Annotated in this window: 21 protein-coding genes, 1 tRNA gene and 1 pseudogene; 16 read left to right on the top strand and 7 right to left on the bottom strand. The window is 64.9% G+C overall.

What is annotated here, in order from left to right; all coding sequences use genetic code 11:
- Positions 1–18 precede the first annotated feature (18 nt).
- From MSTE_RS01845 to MSTE_RS01825, 6 genes are all read left to right on the top strand, one after another.
- The gene (locus MSTE_RS01845) at positions 19–981 is read left to right on the top strand and encodes a metallophosphoesterase (RefSeq protein WP_096505317.1); all 963 of its coding nucleotides are present in this window, start codon (positions 19–21) and stop codon (positions 979–981) included.
- Position 982: 1 nt separating this feature from the next.
- Positions 983–2053: an L-cysteine desulfhydrase Cds1 gene (gene cds1 / locus MSTE_RS01840; RefSeq protein WP_096498528.1), complete on the top strand. Its 1071-nt coding sequence runs from the start codon at positions 983–985 to the stop codon at positions 2051–2053.
- A 102-nt stretch (positions 2054–2155) separates the two neighbouring features.
- Positions 2156–2229, top strand: a tRNA-Pro gene (locus MSTE_RS01835).
- Between the two features lie 180 nt (positions 2230–2409).
- Positions 2410–2553 (top strand): hypothetical protein, encoded by a 144-nt coding sequence (locus MSTE_RS25160; protein ID WP_046252311.1) that lies wholly within the window; start codon positions 2410–2412, stop codon positions 2551–2553.
- A 69-nt stretch (positions 2554–2622) separates the two neighbouring features.
- Positions 2623–3207 carry a hypothetical protein gene (locus tag MSTE_RS01830; RefSeq protein WP_096498527.1) on the top strand — a complete coding sequence of 195 codons (585 nt, stop codon included), beginning with the start codon at positions 2623–2625 and terminating at the stop codon, positions 3205–3207.
- 160 nt (positions 3208–3367) lie between these two features.
- Positions 3368–4084: a GNAT family N-acetyltransferase gene (locus MSTE_RS01825; protein WP_096498526.1), complete on the top strand. Its 717-nt coding sequence runs from the start codon at positions 3368–3370 to the stop codon at positions 4082–4084.
- Positions 4085–4091: 7 nt separating this feature from the next.
- Here MSTE_RS01825 and MSTE_RS01820 read toward each other — a convergent pair whose 3' ends face one another.
- The 3 genes from MSTE_RS01820 to MSTE_RS01810 form a co-directional block, all read right to left on the bottom strand.
- Complete coding sequence (locus tag MSTE_RS01820; RefSeq protein ID WP_096498525.1) at positions 4092–4574, bottom strand: hypothetical protein; 483 nt, start codon at positions 4572–4574, stop codon at positions 4092–4094.
- A gap of 15 nt (positions 4575–4589) precedes the next feature.
- Entirely contained in the window at positions 4590–5282 is a 693-nt protein-coding gene (locus tag MSTE_RS01815; protein WP_096498524.1) for an Rv0518 family GDSL lipase, read from the bottom strand.
- Positions 5283–5354: 72 nt separating this feature from the next.
- Positions 5355–6593, bottom strand: coding sequence for an acyltransferase family protein (locus MSTE_RS01810; RefSeq protein WP_096498523.1), 1239 nt, complete (start codon positions 6591–6593; stop codon positions 5355–5357).
- A 273-nt stretch (positions 6594–6866) separates the two neighbouring features.
- Between MSTE_RS01810 and MSTE_RS01805 the strand changes: the two genes are divergently transcribed.
- From MSTE_RS01805 to MSTE_RS01795, 3 genes are all read left to right on the top strand, one after another.
- Positions 6867–7469, top strand: coding sequence for a hypothetical protein (locus MSTE_RS01805; protein ID WP_096498522.1), 603 nt, complete (start codon positions 6867–6869; stop codon positions 7467–7469).
- Positions 7470–7507: 38 nt separating this feature from the next.
- The gene (locus tag MSTE_RS01800; protein WP_096498521.1) at positions 7508–8332 is read left to right on the top strand and encodes a DNA-3-methyladenine glycosylase family protein; all 825 of its coding nucleotides are present in this window, start codon (positions 7508–7510) and stop codon (positions 8330–8332) included.
- Positions 8333–8424: 92 nt separating this feature from the next.
- On the top strand, positions 8425–9753 hold the full coding sequence (locus MSTE_RS01795) for an HNH endonuclease signature motif containing protein (protein WP_096498520.1): 1329 nt from the start codon (positions 8425–8427) through the stop codon (positions 9751–9753).
- Here the strand turns inward: MSTE_RS01795 and MSTE_RS01790 are convergent.
- Entirely contained in the window at positions 9750–10448 is a 699-nt protein-coding gene (locus MSTE_RS01790; RefSeq protein ID WP_096498519.1) for a class I SAM-dependent methyltransferase, read from the bottom strand. The genes MSTE_RS01795 and MSTE_RS01790 overlap by 4 nt on opposite strands.
- Positions 10449–10765: 317 nt before the next feature.
- Here MSTE_RS01790 and MSTE_RS01785 point away from each other — a divergent pair, with 317 nt between their 5' ends.
- The 5 genes from MSTE_RS01785 to MSTE_RS01765 are packed head-to-tail and all read left to right on the top strand — an operon-like array spanning position 10766 to position 15897.
- Positions 10766–11794, top strand: a complete 1029-nt coding sequence (locus tag MSTE_RS01785) for a glycerophosphoryl diester phosphodiesterase membrane domain-containing protein (protein ID WP_162291531.1) — start codon at positions 10766–10768, stop codon at positions 11792–11794.
- The gene (locus MSTE_RS01780) at positions 11794–12441 is read left to right on the top strand and encodes a DUF4129 domain-containing protein (RefSeq protein WP_096498517.1); all 648 of its coding nucleotides are present in this window, start codon (positions 11794–11796) and stop codon (positions 12439–12441) included. The genes MSTE_RS01785 and MSTE_RS01780 overlap by 1 nt, the downstream gene beginning before the upstream one ends.
- Entirely contained in the window at positions 12438–13577 is a 1140-nt protein-coding gene (locus MSTE_RS01775) for a DUF4350 domain-containing protein (protein ID WP_096498516.1), read from the top strand. The genes MSTE_RS01780 and MSTE_RS01775 overlap by 4 nt, the downstream gene beginning before the upstream one ends.
- A complete protein-coding gene (locus MSTE_RS01770; RefSeq protein ID WP_096498515.1) occupies positions 13574–14548 on the top strand; it encodes an AAA family ATPase in 975 nt (324 codons plus the stop codon). The genes MSTE_RS01775 and MSTE_RS01770 overlap by 4 nt, the downstream gene beginning before the upstream one ends.
- Positions 14548–15897 carry a DUF58 domain-containing protein gene (locus MSTE_RS01765; RefSeq protein ID WP_096498514.1) on the top strand — a complete coding sequence of 450 codons (1350 nt, stop codon included), beginning with the start codon at positions 14548–14550 and terminating at the stop codon, positions 15895–15897. The genes MSTE_RS01770 and MSTE_RS01765 overlap by 1 nt, the downstream gene beginning before the upstream one ends.
- Before the next feature lie 3 nt (positions 15898–15900).
- Here MSTE_RS01765 and MSTE_RS01760 read toward each other — a convergent pair whose 3' ends face one another.
- Positions 15901–16893, bottom strand: a complete 993-nt coding sequence (locus tag MSTE_RS01760) for a stage II sporulation protein M (protein ID WP_096498513.1) — start codon at positions 16891–16893, stop codon at positions 15901–15903.
- An 86-nt stretch (positions 16894–16979) separates the two neighbouring features.
- Here MSTE_RS01760 and MSTE_RS25390 point away from each other — a divergent pair.
- A pseudogene (locus tag MSTE_RS25390) lies at positions 16980–17291 on the top strand (RDD family protein); the annotation flags it as partial.
- A 368-nt stretch (positions 17292–17659) separates the two neighbouring features.
- Here the strand turns inward: MSTE_RS25390 and MSTE_RS01750 are convergent.
- Both MSTE_RS01750 and MSTE_RS01745 read right to left on the bottom strand, forming a co-directional pair.
- Complete coding sequence (locus MSTE_RS01750; RefSeq protein ID WP_096498512.1) at positions 17660–18919, bottom strand: cation:proton antiporter; 1260 nt, start codon at positions 18917–18919, stop codon at positions 17660–17662.
- A 4-nt stretch (positions 18920–18923) separates the two neighbouring features.
- Entirely contained in the window at positions 18924–19298 is a 375-nt protein-coding gene (locus MSTE_RS01745; protein WP_046255452.1) for a hypothetical protein, read from the bottom strand.
- Between the two features lie 138 nt (positions 19299–19436).
- On the opposite strand from MSTE_RS01745, the gene MSTE_RS01740 reads away from it, so the two are divergent.
- On the top strand, positions 19437–20165 hold the full coding sequence (locus MSTE_RS01740; RefSeq protein WP_096498511.1) for a PadR family transcriptional regulator: 729 nt from the start codon (positions 19437–19439) through the stop codon (positions 20163–20165).
- Positions 20166–20207: the final 42 nt, after the last annotated feature.

Below are 20207 nucleotides of genomic sequence, written 5' to 3'. Positions count from 1 at the left end.
CGGAGTTACTCTCGGATGATGAACACGTCGTTCAACACGGTTATCAAGCGAGCGGCCGCTTACTCGGCGGGTTCGGCCGCGCTTGGCATCGGGTACGCGTCGATCATCGAACGCAACGCGTTCACCGTCCGCGAGGCAACGATGGATGTACTCGACCCAGGCGCCTCGCCGCTGCGGGTACTGCACATCAGCGATATCCACATGCGTCCCGGCCAGCACCTCAAGCAGGCCTGGTTGCGCGAGCTGGCGCAGTGGCAGCCTGACTTGGTGATCAACACCGGCGATAACCTGGCTCACCCCAAGGCGGTGTCCTCGGTGGTTCAGGCTCTGGGTGATTTGCTCTCGGTCCCAGGACTTTTCGTCTTCGGAAGCAACGACTACTTCGGCCCGCGGCTGAAGAACCCCGCCAAATATCTGTACAAGAGCGATGAACGCAAGCACGGAGAACCGTTGCCGTGGCAGGATCTGCGCGCCGCGTTCACCGAGCGCGGTTGGCACGATATGACCCACACTCGGCACGAGCTGGAGGTCGGCGGGGTGCGAATCGCGGCCGCCGGGGTGGATGACCCGCATCTGCACCGGGACCGCTACGACACCATCGCCGGGATGCCGAATCCACTGGCCACACTGCGCCTGGGGCTGACCCATTCCCCCGAGCCGCGGGTGCTGGACCGCTTCGCCGAGGACGGCTACCAGCTGGTGATGGCCGGTCACACCCATGGTGGGCAGTTGTGCTTGCCGTTCTACGGGGCGATCGTCACCAACTGCGAGCTGGACCGTTCCCGGGTGAAGGGTCCGTCACGCTGGGGTTCGCACATGCAGCTGCACGTGTCGGCGGGTATCGGAACATCGCCGTTCGCGCCGATGCGGTTCTTCTGCCGTCCGGAGGCGACGCTGCTGACCCTGGTGCCTGCGCGCATCGACGGTCAAGGTACCGCCGCCGAGTCCGGCGACCGGCTGCCCAGCGCCACCGCGCAGTGACGTGAGCCGCGCGTGGGCCGATAACGCGGTCCGGCTGATCGAGGCCGATGCTCGTCGTAGCGCTGACACTCACCTGCTGCGGTACCCGTTGCCTGCGGCCTGGGCCGACACCGTGGATGTGCAGCTGTATCTCAAGGACGAGTCCACCCACATCACCGGCAGCCTGAAACATCGTTTGGCGCGTTCGCTTTTCCTGTATGCGCTGTGTAACGGGTTCATCCGGGAAGGCACCACGGTCGTGGAGGCCTCGTCCGGTTCGACCGCGGTGTCCGAGGCCTACTTCGCGCAGTTGCTGGGGTTGCCGTTCATCGCGGTGATGACGGCCTCCACCAGTCCCAGCAAGATCGCCCTGATCGAGTCTCAAGGCGGTAGTTGCCATTTCGTCGATCAGGCACAGCAGGTCTACGCCGAGGCGCAGCGGCTCGCCGACGAGTCCGGCGGACACTATCTGGACCAGTTCACCAACGCCGAGCGTGCGACCGACTGGCGCGGTAACAACAACATCGCCGAATCGATCTTTACCCAGATGCACTACGAAAAGCACCCGCTGCCAACGTGGATCGTGGTCGGGGCAGGCACCGGCGGTACCAGCGCAACCATCGGGCGCTACATCCGCTATCGCCGCTACCCCACCAAACTGTGTGTGGTGGATCCCGACAACTCGGCGTTCTACCCGTCCTACATCGCCGGACATGACGTGGTGACCGGAATTTCGTCGCGTATCGAGGGCATCGGACGTCCTCGTGTCGAGCCATCGTTCCTGCCGACCGTGGTGGATCGTATGGAGCAGATACCCGATGCGGAGTCGGTGGCGCTCACGCGGCATGCCAGCGCCGTGCTGGGTCGTCGGGTGGGTGCGTCGACGGGAACCAACCTGTCCGGCGCGTTCCGGGTGATCTCGGAAATGGTGCGGGACGGTGTCCCGGGGTCGGTGGTGACGCTGTTGGCCGACACCGGCGATCGGTATGTCGACACCTACTTCGACGACGCCTGGGTCGCCGAGCAGGGATTCGATCTGCTGGCCCCTACGGAGCGTCTTGCCGAGTTCGAGAACACCGGCCGGTGGGGTTAGGCCTCGAGACAATAAGGGCACGTCATATCCGGTTTGTGTGCACGCGAGTCAACGCATTCGCGACCGAAGCCCTCGATGCGATACCCTTGCCTGGCTTCAAAGCGGGGTGTGGCGCAGCTTGGTAGCGCGCTTCGTTCGGGACGAAGAGGTCGTGGGTTCGAATCCCGCCACCCCGACTGAGCTGAGAGATGAGCGAGCGTGCTCGTTCATCCGAGGCGAGGAAAGGGGTAGGAGGCGCATAGCGCCGAATACCCCGACGCTGGAAGTAAGGCCTGACCAGGTATCCCCCGGTCGGGCCTTTTTTCATCAGCATGGCGGAACGGCCGGCACTCCGGGCGCCGTGACATGGTGGATGCATGGCCGTCTCTGAACTCGCGTCGAATCCTGTCGCCCTGGCGGCCATCGCTATCGGTTTGCTTATCGTCTGGAAGCTGCGCAAGGCCGTGATGCTGATCGGCCTGCTGGCAGCGGTGGTGCTCCTGGTCGCTATGTACCGGTAACAGCTAAGCGGAAGCACGCGACATTTCTTTCGGTAAGGTTTGACAAAACCCCACGAATGGGAGCTTTACATGAAGAATCGCCTTGTGGGCGCCGGTGTGATCGCGCTGGCGGCCGCCCTCAGCGGACCGGCGATGGCCGCCGCCGCACCCGCCGATGACCAGCAGATTCGGCAGATCATCTCGGGCGAGGCTTCGGCCATCAAGTCGCTCGACAACGCCACCCTCTCGACATTCTTCTGCGACAAGTACCGGGGCACGATCGCCTCGAAGTCTGCTGATGACCAGATCCCCCCGATCGGTCAGGTCGCTGGGTACGGGCCGAGCATGATCAGCGCCGTTGCGTCGGCAGCCGGGGTCTCCGGGCCGACCACCCAGGCGCTGACCACCGCGATCCAGAACAATGACGACAAGGCCTACCGTTCGTCGTTCCGCGCAGCAGCCAAGGAGGTGCTGTCCGGCGTCACCTACGACGTCCACGACATCAACGTCACCGGACCGACGGCGACCGCCGGGGTCACCGCTCAGGGCCACGACGTGACCGCCAATCAGCAGCGTGAATTCGTGCAGGAGAACGGCAAGTGGAAGGACTGCACCGACCCCGAGAAGCGGGCCGAGACTTCCGGCAACCCGCTGCTCACGTCGTTGATGGGCTGACGCCCTAGAACTCCAAAAAGATCAGGCCGTCTGTGTCCTTCGGGACGCAGGCGGCCTGATTCTTTGAACGCACCGCGATGTTCGGTGGCACCGCCCCAGAACAGCCTCTGCTCTGGATTCGTTTGTGCCATAAGCGATTACCTTCAAGAAGATAGAGCCGATGCCTGACTTCTCCCCCACTATCACCGATTTCTGGCAGGGCTACCTTGGCCGCGGTACCGTCCTGCACACCGATGACGATTTCCAACTCGCGGTCTACGCCGGCCTCGACGAGGACAGTCGGCTCATGGCGCTCAAGACAGTCGACGGTAAGACCAGCATCACCCTCGCACCCGAACTCTCCGAGCGCACGGGAATCGATGGTGCACAGCCCCTTTCGGAGTCCCGATTCTGGACGAGCCTGGATGAGGCCGGCATCGCGATGCACGGGGCGGACAACCTCTTCTATTTCACCAACGATGCGCGCGACGCGCTCGTGGCCGAAGTACCCACGGGCGATGTCCGCCAGCTCACCGCCGACGACAAGGCGATCTTCTCGGCATTCGAATCGGTTGCCTCGGCAGAAGATTTGGACAACGCCCAAGTGGAGCTGGGTCATTGGGCGGTGTTCGGCTCCTTCGACAACGGCCGCCTCGTCGCCGTCTCCAGCATCTATCAGTGGGAGGACGCGGCGATCATGGACCTCGGAGTGCTGATGCTGCCGATATTCCGCGGCAGAGGCCACGCCCGGCAGCTGGTGCGTGCCGTGTTCCGGTACGCGTGTGCGCGGGGTTACGAGCCGCAGTACCGATGCCAGGTGGACAACGCAGCGTCCAGCGCGCTGGCTCGTGCTGCGGGGCTCACGCTGTTCGGCACCTTGGACGTGATCGCTGACTGACGCGCTCCTACTGCGCTGTCATGGGCATATCGATGGTTTCGGACTTGCCGTCGCTGCCCGTGATCACCAGTTTGGTGAACTGCCACCAGCCGGCGTCATCGGGAAGCGCCTTCGAGTCCTGGAAGACCAGCGTGACGTCTCGGCGGGTTGTCCCGCCCGTCGCGCAGTCGGGGACACAGTCCTTCGTCGCGCGGACTGCCTTCCCGGTCGCCTGCTGCTGCGTCCAGCTGTCCCAGGTGATGTCGACAAGCATGTCCCCGGCGTCGGCGGGAGTCAGCACGATCTCGGTGGGCTTCTCTGCAGGCTGCTGGGTCACCGGGTTCCAGTAGACACCGCCCGGCGGCACCACCTTGTGCGAAGGCTCGGGGAGCAATGTCGAGGATGGCGCGGCCGACGTGGACACGGGCTTTTGCTCCGTCGATGGTGAACCACAGCCCGTAAAAGCGAACGCTGCCAAGGCAATTCCGGTTACCCACACGATCCGCGTCATGCCTGGACTCTACTCTCAGAGCCGACGGGTCAGCCGGGTACGGATGAGCGGGGCGATCTTGTCGGCCATGTAGGCGTGCCCGGCATCGTTGGGATGCACGCCGTCGGAGCCGATCAGCTCCGGGTGCCCCACGAACCAGCGTTCGGCCAGCGGATCCACCCACGACGCACCGATCGCATGGGCCTCGCCGTACAGAATGTCGCGCAGCTGCAGCACCACGTCGGGCACGTCGGCCGTCGGCCAGGGGGGGCCGATCACGAGCAGCTTGGCCGCCGGCGCCGTGCGCCGTGCCGACGCCAGTGTGCGGCGGGTCGCCTCCGCATATGCGTCCGGATCGACATCCTGGTCGTTGCGCGAACCGAAGAACACCACCAGCTCGTCGTCGGGACGCACTACCCGGTCGGTGAGGTCGGCGAAGACGCTGCCGTGGTCACCGCGCACGCCGTAACCGGCGCGCCCTTCGGCCGCGACATCGGCGTTGATGCGGACACCTTCGCGCCCCAGGATCCGCCACGCCAGCGATGTCCACGATTTGGCGCCCAGGCCGCCTTCCTTGGTGCCGGTCGTGTACGAATCGCTGACCACCGCGACATGGTTCAGTCCGGAACCTAAGTAGGCGAGTCGGTAGGGGCGCACAGGTGCGGGCTGCGGGGCAGCCACCCCGAAGAGAAACGCGAATGCGATGCCGACCGCCGCCAGACGAACCACTGCTACCTCCCACTGTCCCCAGCATTTTAGGGGCCTCAAACCCAGCTGCGGCACAGCGTTATTCGTTTGAAACTATCGACTCGTTACACCGGTCGGCACCGGCTCCCGATCGGAATCGGTCACGTCCGCCGGCACCTGGTGTTTGTGACCATTGTGCGGAACATGGTGATCGGTGATCGCTGGTTTGGTGACGCCGATCATGCGGCGCATCCAGCACCGTCCAGGTTCCTCCACGCCGTGATACAGCGCCATGGACAGCACCACAGCGAGCGCAATCAGACCGACAACGATCCAACCGCCGCCGGGGTCGGTCAGTGAGAGCTCGAACTGCTTGGTGGCCCATGTCCAGGAGACGTGCACGAGCTCATGCACCATGTAGAGCCCAAAGGAGATCTGACCGCCGTAGACCATGATGCGCGTGGAGAGCAGTGTGGGCAGCGGGCCGATGCCCACCGCCAGCGCCATCACCAGCGGCACGAACAGCACATCCACCACTCCGCTGCTATCGGTGACTCCGGAGATCGGGTGGGCGTCCAAGAAGTACAGCGAGCCCACGATCGCCGCGATGATCGCGATCGCCACGTAGCCGGCGATATGGCGGGAACGGTGCGTCAGCCGCAGTCTGCTCACCGCAGCGCACGCGAGGGCGCCCGCGGTGAACTGCATAACAATGCGCGGCAACCAGCTCCACGGTGTGTAGAACTGCCCCGTCAGCAGCAGCAAGATGACCGGTGGCAGCGAAGCCACCACGGCCAGAACCATCAGGCTGCGGGCGCGGGTCGCGCGCGCCATCCGGAAGATGACAAGGACCAGGCCGCCGAAGAGCAGGTAAGCCAGCCATTCAGCGCTGATCGACCACGCCGGACCGTTCCAGCTGGACAGGTCGAAGTACGGACGGAACCACAACTGCACCATGAACAGCTGGCGCACGTAGCTCATGGCGTCGTATCCGTTGACGTCCTTGGGCGGTATGTGTCCGACGTGCATGGTGAAGATGACCCACAGCGCGGCCAGATGCATGGTGACCAGGTACACGGGCCACACCCGGGCCAGGCGCAGCCACAGGAAGTGCAGCGTCTCGCGGGTTGACCAGCGATCGCCCATTTTGTCGAGATAGTTCCAGGTCAGCACGAACCCACTGAGAATGAAGAAGAGATCGACGCCCTGGGCGCCACAGTCGAGAACGGGGGTCAGCGCGGACCGGAATCCGGGGACCGCGTCCTCGAGCAGGGGCCGGAAGTGGAAGAGCACAACCCAGAGCGCGGCGATGATGCGAAGCCCCGTGAGGGCCTTGATCTCTCCGCCGCGCACTAATCTCTCCGTCAGCCTCGCTACCAGCTCTTTCGCGCTTCCTTGCGATCAACCGGTCGAGCACGCCTCCCCGCGTCCCCATTCCGGCGTTCTTCGGAGACTAACAGCGCAGCCCGCTGAAGCCTGAATCTCGGACATGCCCAGAAGGCGTGTGGAGAAACTGGACATCACGTCGGCAGACACGGAAACCGCGTGACAACCACCACCAGCGCGCCCATCCGGCACACTGGCATGGAACGCCATGACCGCAGCCGCGCTAGGACAGATACGCAGATGACGCAACCGCAGTACCCCCACGGCCAGTACCAGCAGCCCCAACAGCAGTTCCCCGGATACCCGCAGCCCGGCCCTTATGGGCAGCCTCCCAGCGGCTACGCGCCCGTCCCCAAACCTCCCCGGCCGCCACTGACCCCACAGCAGAAGGCTCTGGCCGTCGTCGGTGGCTCGCTCGGCATCTTCCTGATCGCCCTGCTGGTGCTCGGCCTCACCACCACCAACTCCAGCACCGAGCGCACAACAACCGCCAACGACCAGATCGTCGACTCACCCCGCTCCTCCGGCTCCAACAAGGACGAGGACATCAAGGCGATCAAGCAGACCATCTCCGGGATGGCCGATGCCGCCAAGGCCAACGACTTCAAGAAGATGCTCACCTTCTTCTGCGCCAAGTACCGCGAGGCGTTCAAGGACATCGCCGGAAGCGGCCAGGCTCCCGATCTCAACGCCTTGACCAAGGCCGACAACGGCCCCTCGAAGATCACTGGCCTCGAGATCGACGGCGACGTCGCCGTCATTCACATCACCGACGCCAAGGGCAAGCACGACATCGAGTTCAAGAAGGAGACCGGCGGCTGGAAGTTCTGCCCGGGGGCCTAGCAGCTCCGCTCGTCCGTGAGTGGACTCCACCGTGGCCGTTGGATATACGCCGAACCCTCGGCATCCACCGGCGCGGTTCGACTGATCCCACGTATCGGGTATCCCCCGGCGGATCCATCACCCGGGGCTCCTATACCCCGGATGGCCCTGGGGTACTGACGATCTCACGCGAAGACAAAACTGTCGTCGGCCGGGCCTACGGTGACGGTGCCGCGTGGCTGCTCGATCGCCTGCCACGCCTGTTGGGCGCCGACGACGAACCCGAAGCGCTCACACCCAAACACGAGGTTGTCACCCGGCTGATCCAGGGCGCGAAAGGCATCCGTCTTGGCGCCACCGATCGCGTGTGGGAGGCCCTCGTTCCCGCCGTGCTGGAACAGAAGGTGCCCGGCGCAGAGGCCTGGCGCGCCTGGCGGTATCTCATCAACTGTGTCGGCACCGACATGGGTGCCGCCAAGATTCCACCACCCCAACGAGAATGGCTCGATATCCCGTCGTGGGAATGGCACAAGTCCGGTGCCGAACCGGTCCGCATGCGCACGGTCCGCATCGCTGCCAACGTCGACGTGGAAACCAAGCCAGAGCACCTGACCTCGATCCACGGCATCGGACCGTGGACCGAGGCCGAGGTCCGCAGTCGCGCGCTCGGCGATCCCGACGCCGTGCCCGTCGGGGACTACCACATCGCCGGGCAGGTGGGATTCGCGTTCACCGGCAATAAGACCGACGATGCCGGCATGCTGCAACTCCTGGAACCCTATGCCGGACAACGCTATCGAGTCATTCGACTCATCGAGCTCATGGCACCTAAGCCGGAAAGGCGCGGATCACGGATGCCGGTTCGCGACTACCGCAACTTCTGACATTCGACAAGCGGTTCATCCCGCTTGTGGATGGCCATCGTGGTTGTGGATAACCTCGCCCAGCTGTCGGTCGTCGTCCATAGCCTTCAGCCATGAGTCCAATCGACGATCTACTGGCGACAGGTACGGCTGTCGTCGAGTCGTCGTGTGATGAGCTCAACAATCCCGAGTTACTCTCCGCGCTAAGGCAACTGGAAATCGCACAGCGCAAGATCACCGCAGCCTCACACGCGCTCACCGCCCGGCTGGTGGAACGCGGGTCACCGGTCGCGTTGGGCGGTACGTCATTCGCGGAAGTACTGGCACGGCACCTCTCGATAAGTACCGCAACCGCTCGGCGTCGCCTCGCTGACGCCGCACATCTCGGCCCCCGGCGTGCGTTCACCGGCGAGCCCCTAGAACCCCTACTTCCGCGTACCGCCCACGCATTGCGGCAGGGCCGCCTCGGCGACGAGCACGTGCGAATCATCCGCAGGTTCTTCGACGCCTTACCCGACGCGATCGACGGCGATACCCGCGAGTCTGCCGAGGAGCGACTCGCATCCATGGGAACCGAATTCGGCCCGGAACAACTCCGCGCCGGCGCCAACCGGATCGCGGCTCTGATCAATCCCGACGGCCGATTCTCTGACGTCGACCGCGCCCGTTTGCGGGGCATATCGATCGGGCGCCAGGGAACCGACGGAATGAGCGCCATCAGCGGCCTGCTGGATCCGGAGACTCGTGCCTACCTCGACGCAGTGCTGAGCAAGCTCGCTGCGCCAGGCATGTGCGATCCTCGCGACGAATCTCCCATGACCGAAGGTGAACCCGACTGCGCAGCCGCCGAGCGCGACACGCGAACCACCGCCCAGCGAAACCACGACGGACTACGAGCGTGCCTGCGCAGCACCTTGGCTTCGGGCAAGCTGGGCTCACATCATGGATTACCCGTCACCGTCGTCGTCTCAACGACCCTGAGCGAGATGCAGAGCGCGGCCGGGCAGGCAGTATCGGGTAGCGGCAACCTGGTGCCTATCCGCGATCTGATCCGGATGGCTGCCCACGCCCTGCATTACCTCGCGATATTCGACGACGACGGCCGCCCTCTCTACCTGGGGCGGGCCAAAAGGATCGCCACAGCCGATCAGCGAATTGTCTTACACGCCAAAGATCGTGGCTGCTCGGCACCGGGATGTACGGTGCCCGGTTACCTCTGCCAGGTGCATCACGTCGATGATTGGCGCGACGACGGACCCACTCACATCGACAATCTGACCTTCGCCTGCGGCCCACATCATCGGCTGCTCCAACAGGGCTGGACCACCCGAAAACGCAGTAGTAACGGGATCACCGAATGGATTCCGCCGCCGCATCTCGATACCGGCCAGTCCCGCACCAACGACTACCACCACCCCGAGCGGTTCATCCTGGACTTCTAGCCCGCCAGGTGCGCCGAAAGTAGCCACGCCGACACCGATGACCGGCCATCGGGCTCGACCTGGTGCCGGGCGAACCCCTGGGCCACACCCGGTTCGAATCCGTTGAAGTTCGCGTAGATCTTGGCCGGGCGGATCTCATCAATGGCCCAATACTTCGAAACCGCATCCCGCAGTTCGTTTTCGGTGACGGCATTGACGGGTGATTCCGCCGGGAACGCGGCACGATCGAAGACCAATACGTAGTAGCGTGCGCCCGGCGCCGCGGCCCGGACGATCGAACGCTGATAGCCATCGCGCAGTTCGACGGGCATCGAGTGGAACAGCGTCGAATCGATAATGGTGTCGAACCGCCCGTCGTAGCCCGTAAAGGCCGAAATGTCGGCGACCGCGAAACTGGCATTCGTCAGACCGCGTTCGGCCGCATAGCCTTTCGCCAGTTCGATGGCCTTGGGCGCGGAGTCCAGACCTACGGTGGTATGCCCCACCTCGGCGAGATACAGCGCGGTCGCCGCCTCGCCGCAACCGGCGTCAAGCACCTCCCCACGCACCTTGCCCTCGGCGATCAGTGTCGCGATCTCGGGCTGTGGTTCACCAATGCTCCACGGCGGACGAACACCCAAACCGTCGGGACGCTCGCCGCGGTACGCGGCCTCAAACGCGAGATCGAATTCCTGTGTGGCGCTCTTCTCAGTCATACCTCCAGAATGTCAATCCACCTGACATATGTCAATGGCATTGACATATGAATTAGGAGGCAATTGCCAGGAACGCCCTTAGCCGCCAAAATGGAGCAATGAGCAACGACGAGGGGGGCGTCACTCCGTCTCCGCTACCCCCGGGACCCCCACCCGCCTACCCTCCTGCTGCGCCTGGCTATCCACCCGCCCCGGCCTATGGATATCCGCCCCCGGGATTCGGATACCAGCCGCCACCCCCCGGATACCAACCGCCACCCCCTGGGTATCAACCACCACCGCCTGGATATCAGGGGCCGCCGCACGTTCCCTACTGGGTGACACCGGCGCCACCGGCACTGAAACCCGGCATCATCCCGCTGCGCCCGCTGGATCTGTCCGCGCTGTACGACGGGGCCGTCGCCGCCATTCGCGCCAACCCGAAGGCAACGATCGGTCTCACTGCCGTCGTCGTGGTCATCAGCCAACTGCTCACCTTCGCGTTGCAAGCAGGCCCCATCATTGGCCTGCTCAGCGGTGTCAGCGGCTTCGACGCGAACAGCGACGACGCATTCGCCGCCGCATTCGGGATCGGATACTTCGGCGGTGCTGCCATCGGCTACGTCATCACCATGCTGGTCACCATCGTCCTGAGCGGCATGCTTACGGTCACCGTCGGACGCTCGGTGTTCGGTGAACACACCACTCCTTCCGCGGCATGGCAGCGCGCCAAGCCCCGCATCTGGGCGCTCATCGGATTGGCCTTCCTCTCCGCTCTACTGCTGACCCTGCCCCTCGCGATCGGTATCGCCGGAGTGGTTGGGCTTGCCCTCACCGTCGGCCCATGGGGCGCAGTACCGGCGGGCTTCGCGCTCGGATTCGGCTTCCTGGCGCTGTACTTCTATCTCATTCCCGTCTTCGCCCTGGCCTCACCGGTACTCATCCTGGAGCGCCAGAGTGTCTTCGGCGCAATCGGCCGATCAATATCCTTGGTACGCAAGGGCTATTGGCGCCTCCTGGGCATCCTGCTACTCACATCCATCATCGTCGGCATCGTTGCCGGCATCCTGGGAATGCCCTTCAGCCTCGGCGGACAGATCGGCATGGGCCTGGGCTCATCGAATACCAGCAGCACGACAATGCTCCTGGGTCTGGCGCTCACCAGTGTCGGTGTCATCGTCGCCCAGATCATCACGCTGCCGTTCAACGCCGCGGTGAACGTGCTGCTCTACACCGATCAGCGAATGCGCACCGAGGCATTCGATCTCGTGTTGCAAACCGAAACCAGAACGCGCGAGCGCCTCGGACAACCCGGCATCGACCCTGATGCGTTGTGGCTGCCCGCGTATCCCCCGGTTCAGGTGTAATGCCGACCGTCGACATCGACCGCGAATCAGCGGCCGAGGCGGCCCAACACGAACTCGCCAAACCGATCTACGAGCACCCCTCGCCACTGGACCGTCTGGTCAACTGGATCATCGAACACCTGAACTACCTGGAGTTCCGGGCCAGCGAGGTTCCCGGCGGTTGGTTCACCATCGTCGTCACCGCGCTCATCATCATCGCCGTCGTGGTGCTGTTGGTGCGCATTGCACGCCGCGCCATCCGGACCAAGGGCGGCGCGGATTTCGGGCTCTTCGAATCAGCTGAGCTCACCGCGGCGGAGCATCGAGCGGCGGCCGAACTCGCCGCATCCCAAGGTGACTGGGCCTCGGCAATCCGGCACCGGCTGCGCGCCGTGGCGCGCCAACTCGAAGAACGCACGATCCTCACCCCGGTGCCCGGACGTACCGCCAACGAGCTGGCCGCCGACGCATCACGCGAATTACCCTCACTGGCACCAGAATTCCGATCGAGTGCGGAAATCTTCAATGACGTGAGCTACGGCGAACGCCCAGGCACCGAACAGTCCTATCGCAAGATCGCCGACTTGGACGACCATATCCGCGATGCCCCGGTTCTGTTGACATCCACAGAACCGGGCGCGATGACGGGCTGGGAGGCGGTGCGGTGACCACCAGCACCGCCACCTCTCCCCGCCTCCGGGACCGCTGGCGCACCTGGGCATGGATCCTGACCGCGCTGGTCGCCATCGTCGTCACGGGTCTACTGGTCACCAAATCACCTCGGCCCGAGGGCTATCTCGACCCCGAAGCCGTGACCCAGCGGGGCGGGCACGCTCTCGCGCAACTGCTGCGCGAGCGCGGTGTCACCGTCACACGCGCCACCACCATCGGCGAGGTCCGTGCCGCGATGCGACCCGACAGCCAGCTCATGGTGCTGGACAATGGGAATCTCACCGACGAGATACTGGACTCTCTGATTGAGATTCCCGGGGATCGCCTGCTGCTGGCGCCGTACTCCGCGACCCGTGAGCGGCTGGCCTCGCAGGCACGCATCACCTCATACCAAAGCGATGAGATCGTCGAACCCAACTGCGATCTCCGGGAAGCTCAGCGGGCCGGCACCATTCAGACATACATCGGCCCCACCTACACATTCACCAATCCAGGTCCCGGCCAAATCAGCTGCTACGGCGGCACACTGCTGCGTTATCCCGAGGGCACCCGCACCATCACCGTGCTGGGCGATGACACCCTGCTATCCAACCTGCAACTGGCCAAGCAGGGCAATGCGGCATTGGCCATGAATCTGGCCGGCCGCTCCTCGCACCTGGTCTGGTACGTCCCCGAACGGCCGAAGGTCGGCACCAGCGCCCAACCGAAATCGATGGGTGATCTGATCCCCGACCAAGTGAGCATGGCCATGTGGCAGCTCTGCATCGTCGTACTGCTGCTCGCTCTCTGGCGGGGCCGCCGCCTGGGGCCCGTGGTCGCCGAAAAGCTTCCGGTGATCGTGCGCGCTTCGGAAACCACCGAGGGGCGCGGGCGCCTCTACCGGTCGCGCCGTGCCCGCGATCTCGCCGCCGCATCGTTGCGCGAGGCCGCCACCTACCGGATCGTACGCCGGCTCGGCCTCCCGGTCGACGAGACGCCGCAGGTCGTCACCACCACCGTCGCTCAGCGAATAGGCCGTAACCCCATCGAGATTCACCATGTGCTGTTCGGCCCCGTCCCGTCCGATGACCAACAGCTCACCAATCTGACTCGACAACTGGATCTTCTGGAAAGGCAGGTACGCGAATCGTGACACAGGCATCCACCACCGGGAACTCTGAGGACGCCGCGCGCAATGCCCTGGCCGCGTTGCGCGAACAAATCGCCACCGTGGTCGTGGGGCAGGATTCCGTGGTCAGCGGACTGGTCGTCGCGCTCCTGTGCCGCGGGCACGTCCTGTTGGAAGGCGTCCCCGGAGTCGCGAAAACCCTTCTGGTGCGTACGCTCTCGGCGGCGCTGTCCCTGGAGTTCAAGCGGGTACAGTTCACCCCCGACCTGATGCCGGGTGACGTCACCGGGTCCCTGGTCTATGACGCACGCACCGCGGCATTCGAGTTCCGGGCCGGTCCGGTGTTCACCAATCTGCTGCTGGCCGACGAGATCAACCGCACCCCGCCCAAGACGCAGGCGGCACTGCTGGAGGCCATGGAGGAGCGTCAGGTGACGGTCGATGGCACTCCACGGCCGCTCCCCGATCCCTTCATCGTCGCCGCGACCCAGAATCCCATCGAATACGAGGGCACCTATCAGCTGCCCGAGGCTCAGTTGGACCGCTTCCTCATGAAGCTCAACGTGTCTCTGCCGGAACGTGATCAGGAGATTGCCATCCTGGAGCGGCACGCGCACGGATTCGACCCCCGCAACCTGTCCCATGTCACTCCGGTCGCCTCTGCCGCCGACCTGGAGGCCGGACGCGCCGCGGTGGGCCGCGTGCTGGTGGCCCCCGAGGTGCTCGCCTACGTGGTCGACGTCATCCGCGCCACCCGCCAATCGCCCTCGCTACAGCTGGGCGCCTCCCCGCGCGCTGCGACAGCCCTGCTGGCGACATCCCGTGCGTGGGCGTGGCTTTCCGGGCGCAACTACGTCACCCCGGACGATGTCAAGGCGATGGCGCGCCCGACCCTGCGCCACCGCATCGGCCTGCGCCCCGAGGCCGAGTTGGAGGGCGCCACCTCGGACCGAGTGCTCGACGGCATCCTCGTCACGGTTCCGGTGCCGCGCTAGTGATTCTCACCGGACGCGCGGGATTGGCGGCGCTGCTCGGCGCGCTGCTGATCCTGGTGTCGCAGTGGCCGGTTCGGCTGTTCTGGCTGCTACTCCTGGCGCTCGCGGTACTGATCGTCGTCGATATCGCCGCCGCCGCCAGCCCGCGCCGTCTCACCTTTGTCCGGTCGGGGCCGGATTCCATCCGGCTTGGTGAATCCGCAGACATCACCCTGCAGATCCAGAATCCGGGCCGCCGGGTACGCGGATGGGTCCGGGACAGTTGGGCACCGAGCATGCGTGCCACACCACGGGCACACCGGTTGAATCTGCGCACCGGCGAACGCACACAGATCGTTACCTCCTTGCACCCCTTGCGCCGTGGCGATCACCGGCCGGCGACGGTGACCGTCCGCACGGTGGGACCGCTGGGGTTGGCCGGGCGGCAGGGACGTCACGACGTGCCGTGGCAGCTGCGCGTACTGCCGCCGTTCCTGAGTCGCAAGCATCTGCCATCCCGCCTGGCCAAACTGCGCGAACTCGAAGGCGCCATCCCTGTGCTGATCCGCGGCCAAGGCACCGAATTCGACTCGCTGCGTGAATATGTCGTGGGCGACGATGTCCGGTCCATCGACTGGCGCGCCTCCGCCCGGCGCAATGACGTGGTGGTACGCACCTGGCGTCCGGAACGAGACCGCCGCATCCTCGTGGTGCTGGACACCGGTCGCACCTCGGCGGGACGCATCGGCGTCGACCCGACATCGGGTGATCCCTCCGGGTGGCCGCGGTTGGACTGGGCGATGGACGCCGCATTGCTGTTGGTGGCATTGGCATCTCGCGCCGGAGATCGCGTGGACTTCCTGGCGCACGACCGCACGGTGCGCTCGCAGGTGTCCGGAGCATCGCGCAACGAACTGCTTTCGCTCGTGGTCAACGCGATGGCGCCGCTGGAACCCTCGCTTGTCGAATCCGACGCCCGCGATCTCGTGGCCACCATCCGTCGCAAATCTCGTCATCGCTCGCTCATCGTGCTCCTGACCGACCTGAACCCCGAGGCCCTCGAGGAGGGCCTGCTACCGCTACTTCCCCAGCTGACCAGCCATCACCACCTGCTGGTAGCCGCGGTCAGCGATCCACGTGTCGACGACATGGTGATGCCCGAGAACTCCACGGCGCCAGGAAATATCCGGTCGCTCGACGTCGAGCAGGTCTACGACGCGGCCGCCGCCGAACGTACCCGCGGCGGACGCCGACGCATCGTCACCCTGTTGCGTCGTCAAGGTGTCGAAGTCGTCGACGCCCCACCGGACGAGATCGCCCCGGCCCTTGCCGACCGGTATCTGTCGTTGAAGGCATCCGGACGCCTGTAGCGCTCAGGAAGCCGGAGCGTAGTCGGGAGCATCTTCCATATCGCCGGATTCGTTAGCGGCCACCCCACGCCGCCCGAGAATCACCACATAGGCCAGGAACAGCGCCTCCGCGATCACCCCGATTGCCACACGCGCGAATGTGGGCAACGGCGACGGGGTGACCAGCGCCTCGATGAGACCGCTCACCAGCAGTACCCCGACCAATCCGCCCGCCACCGACATGACGGCACGGCCCTGCTCGGCAAGCACTTGTCCACGGGGCCGATCGCCGGGGTCAATGACCTTCCATCCCAGGCGCATTCCCGCGCCCGCGGCCAAGAACACCGCCGTCAACTCCAAGAGACCGTGCGGAAGGATCAGGCCGAAGAACACATCTCCGCGGCCCGCCGCGATCATCAAACCACCGGCCACGCCCACATTCGCCGCATTCATGAACAGCACAAACGGGATGGGAATGCCCAGCAGCACGGCGAAGATGATGCACTGGGCCGCCACCCACGAGTTGTTGATCCACACGTGCAGCGCGAAGGCCGCCGCGGGATGCTCGCTGTAATAGTTTTCGAAGTCCTCGTTCACCAGGTGCGCAATCTCATCGGGTGTTCCGATCACCGATTGCAGCTCGGCCGAGTGCATCACCCAGATACCGACGGCGACTGCCAACACCATCGAGGCGACCGTCGCGCCCAGCCACCAACGCCAGCTCCGGTAGGCGACCACGGGAAACGACACCGTCCAGAATCGGATGAAGTGACGCCACAGCGGGGCATGCTCGCCGGTTACGGCCGAACGTGCCCGGGCAACCAGGTTGGACAGCCGCCCGACCAATGCCGGATCCCCCGAGGACGACCGCACGGTCGACAGGTGTGTCGACACTCGCTGGTACAGCTCGACCAGCTCATCGATCTCTGGACCGCTCAGGCTCCTCCTGCGCTTGAGCAGCAGCTCCAGTCGGTCCCATGTCCCCCGGTGAGTGGCGACGAATGCGTCCACGTCCATCTGGCAAATACTAGTAGTCTCGAGTGATGTCCGAGTTGGTGACGGGTGACGCGGTTGTCTTGGACGTCAAGGTGGCCCAGCTTCCGGTGCGGGTGGTGTCCGCGTTCATCGACATCTTCGTGCAGGTGATCGTGCTGTATGCCGGAATCTTCGTCGTCGCGTTCTCGCTCTCGCAGTTCGACGAGGCTCTGGCCGGCGCGCTCAGCATCGCCTACTCCGTGCTGGCGCTCGTCGGCTATCCCGTCATCTGGGAGATGTCGACCCGGGGACGCTCGCTGGGCAAGATGGCCATGGGATTGCGGGTGGTGTCCGACGACGGCGGCCCGGAACGCCTGCGGCAAGCCGTCATCCGCGCCCTTGCGGCCGTGGTCGAGATCTTCATGTTCATGGGCGCACCCGCCGTGATCAGCAGCTTGGTGTCGGCCAAGGGCAAACGTCTGGGCGACATCTTCGCGGGCACCATGGTGATCAGCGAGCGTGGCCCCAAACTCCCTCCGCCACCGGTGATGCCACCACCACTGGCCGAATGGGCGCAGACGCTACAACTCTCGGGGCTCACCACCGAACAGGCGAATCTTGCGCGCCAATTCCTCAACCGTGCAGGGCAATTGGCGCCGCAAACCCGTGACCAGATGCTCTATCAGATCTCCACCGATGTGCTTGCCAGCATCGCACCGCCACCGCCGCCCGGCACACCCCCACAGTTCATGCTGGCTGCGGTGCTCGCCGAACGTCACCTCCGCGCCCTGGAACACATGCAGCCCGCCTACCCTGCGGCGCCGTCGCCTGTCCCGCCGGCCGACTGGGCCGGACCACCCTCGGCATCGGCAGCTTCAGAACCCTCCGAGTCTCCTCGGGGGCCTTCAGGTTTCGCTACCCCTGGCTGATTCCGGGCAGACGTCTTCGCGTAGACCGAGCCGCCTAGCGTTGCCGCGACGATCGTGACCAGTGCCCCCAAGATGAGTGCCGCAGCCTCACCGTGCAGTAATGATTGCTGCTGTTCGCCGATCGCGGCCGCCGCGATGGGCACGCCGAGCTGAGCCGCCGCCAACGCACCCAGCGATACAGGCTGTCCGAAGAGCCGTCCGACCACATGGGCCAACACGGCCGAGCCACCCAGGCCCAGCCCCAGCAGCATGAGCTTGGGGTTCTCACCGAGCTCACGCACGTGCAGGGACGCCCCCAGCCAGACGAAGAACAGCGGCGAGAAGAAGCCCTCGGTGAATCCGAACAACTGCTTGGCAAGGCGGCGCGGCTCTCCGATGCCCGCGACGACCAGGCCCAGGGCGAACCCGGCCAACATGATCGACACGTGGGTCTCCACGGCCAGCGCCGCCAGCCCGAAGACGATGGCCAGGCTGATCCGTAGCTCCATGGCCACTCGGCGCTGCTTTGAATAGTCGTGGAACCGGTCGAGCTTTCCGGCCTGATCGAGCGCGCGCAGGATCACGAAGACAATGCCCGCGCACGCCGCAACGGCCACCGCACCGACGGCAGCACGGGGAGCATGTTTGAGATCGATAACCAAGGGCAGCAGCACAATCGACGCGGTATCGGCGATGGCGACCTGCGCGGTGGCGCTCAACACCTTGGGCCCTTGCAGGCCCAGGGAGTCGATGATCGGCAGTACCAGCGCCGCCGAGGAGGAGGCGATGAGCACCGCGTACAGCGGTGCGTGTCCGGTGTGGAACGCGTTGGCCAGCAGCACTCCGAGTACCGCACCGACCGCGCCCACCACGATGGCGCGCAGTGCCGCCTTGGGTAGTGCGGCCACCATCGTCTTGTCGCGTATGGGCACATGCGTGCCTGCCACGAACATGACCAGTGCGAACCCGACGTCGGCGAACATCTTGAACGTGGGATCGAAGGCGTCGATCCAGCTAAATCCGGTGCGGCCGATGATGATTCCGGCGAGTAGTTCACCGATGACGACAGGAATCCGCAGCCGCGTATTGAGTGCGAGCAGCGGCCCGACCATTCCGACGACGACGACGATCGCCAGGGTCGGAAATCCAAATCCGCTCATGGAGCTACTGCCAGGAAACCAAATGGCAGGGGATGTCGGTATTTTCGTCGGATATGTAGCTAGCGCAGACCCGGTGGTAGCCGTCTGCGATCTCGAGCCGCGCCCCGGAACGTGCATCCCCCCGTACCAGCAGGATAGGGGACAACGCCTTGTCCTTGGCGATCTTCGCAAGGTCGCGGGCCACGTGAGCGTTGGTCTTGGGAAGCATCTCCAGGTGAGCCGCCCGCAGGATGTCCTTGGCCTTGCGGTACTCCAGCGTCGCGTTGCGCAGCGCCTTCACGGTCCGCTTCACCACATCGGCCTCACCGACGAGCGTCAGGTAGTCCACGGCCGCCGCGTAGTCGTGGTCCTCGGGTTGTTCCAGCCACTTCACCGTCATGGCGGTCACCCTACGGCGCGTAGCTGGCAGGAGCTCTCGAAATCACCTCCGAAAGTTTTCGTTGCATCACGATCGATTCCGATATATCGTTATGTATCGAGAGGTGATCACGCCTCCCCCAAGCACAAGGAGATACACATGACTTCCCATGAGGAAAGGGCCGAGCAGTTTCGGCCCGACACACCATTTGGTTTCGGATTCGGTTTCGACCCCACACGTCGCGGACCAGGTCGGCGCCACGGTGGTCGTCGTCACGAATGCGACCCGCGCGGCGAGTTCCAGGAGCAAGCCTGGGCTGGGCGTCGCGGCCCCGGCGCGTTCATGGACCGCGGGTTCGGGCCAGGGTTTGGACGCGGATTCGGTCCGGGCTTCGGCCCTGGTTTCGGATTCGGTTTCGGTGACCAGCCGCGTGGACGCGGACGAGGACGTGGCCAGCGCGGCGACGTCCGGGCCGCCATCCTGGCGCTGCTCGCCGAACGCCCGATGCACGGCTACGAGATGATCCGCGAGATCGCCGAACGCAGCAATAACATCTGGCGGCCAAGCCCCGGTTCGGTCTATCCGACACTGCAACTGCTCGTCGACGAGGGCCTCATCGTCGAGGCCGAAGGCAGCGGCAGCCGCAAGCAGTTCGAGCTCACCGAAGAAGGCAAGGCTGGCGCGGCCAAACTCGACACCCCGCCCTGGGACAAGATCAACGAGGACGCCGATCCATCGGTGCTCGATCTTCGTTCCGCACTCGGTCAGCTGATGGGCGCGGTCGCGCAATCGGCCCACGCCGCCTCAGCCGAACAGCAGCAGCGGATCATCGAGATCGTAAATTCTGCCCGCAAGCAGATCTACGGCATCTTGGGCGAAACCGACTAGCTCACCTGTCGAGTGTCGACTTCTCGGGCCGTTCTCTCGAGC

It is taken from the genome of [Mycobacterium] stephanolepidis (genome assembly GCF_002356335.1).
GTDB lineage: Bacteria > Actinomycetota > Actinomycetes > Mycobacteriales > Mycobacteriaceae > Mycobacterium > Mycobacterium stephanolepidis.
This window is presented reverse-complemented; position numbering and strand designations above follow the sequence as displayed.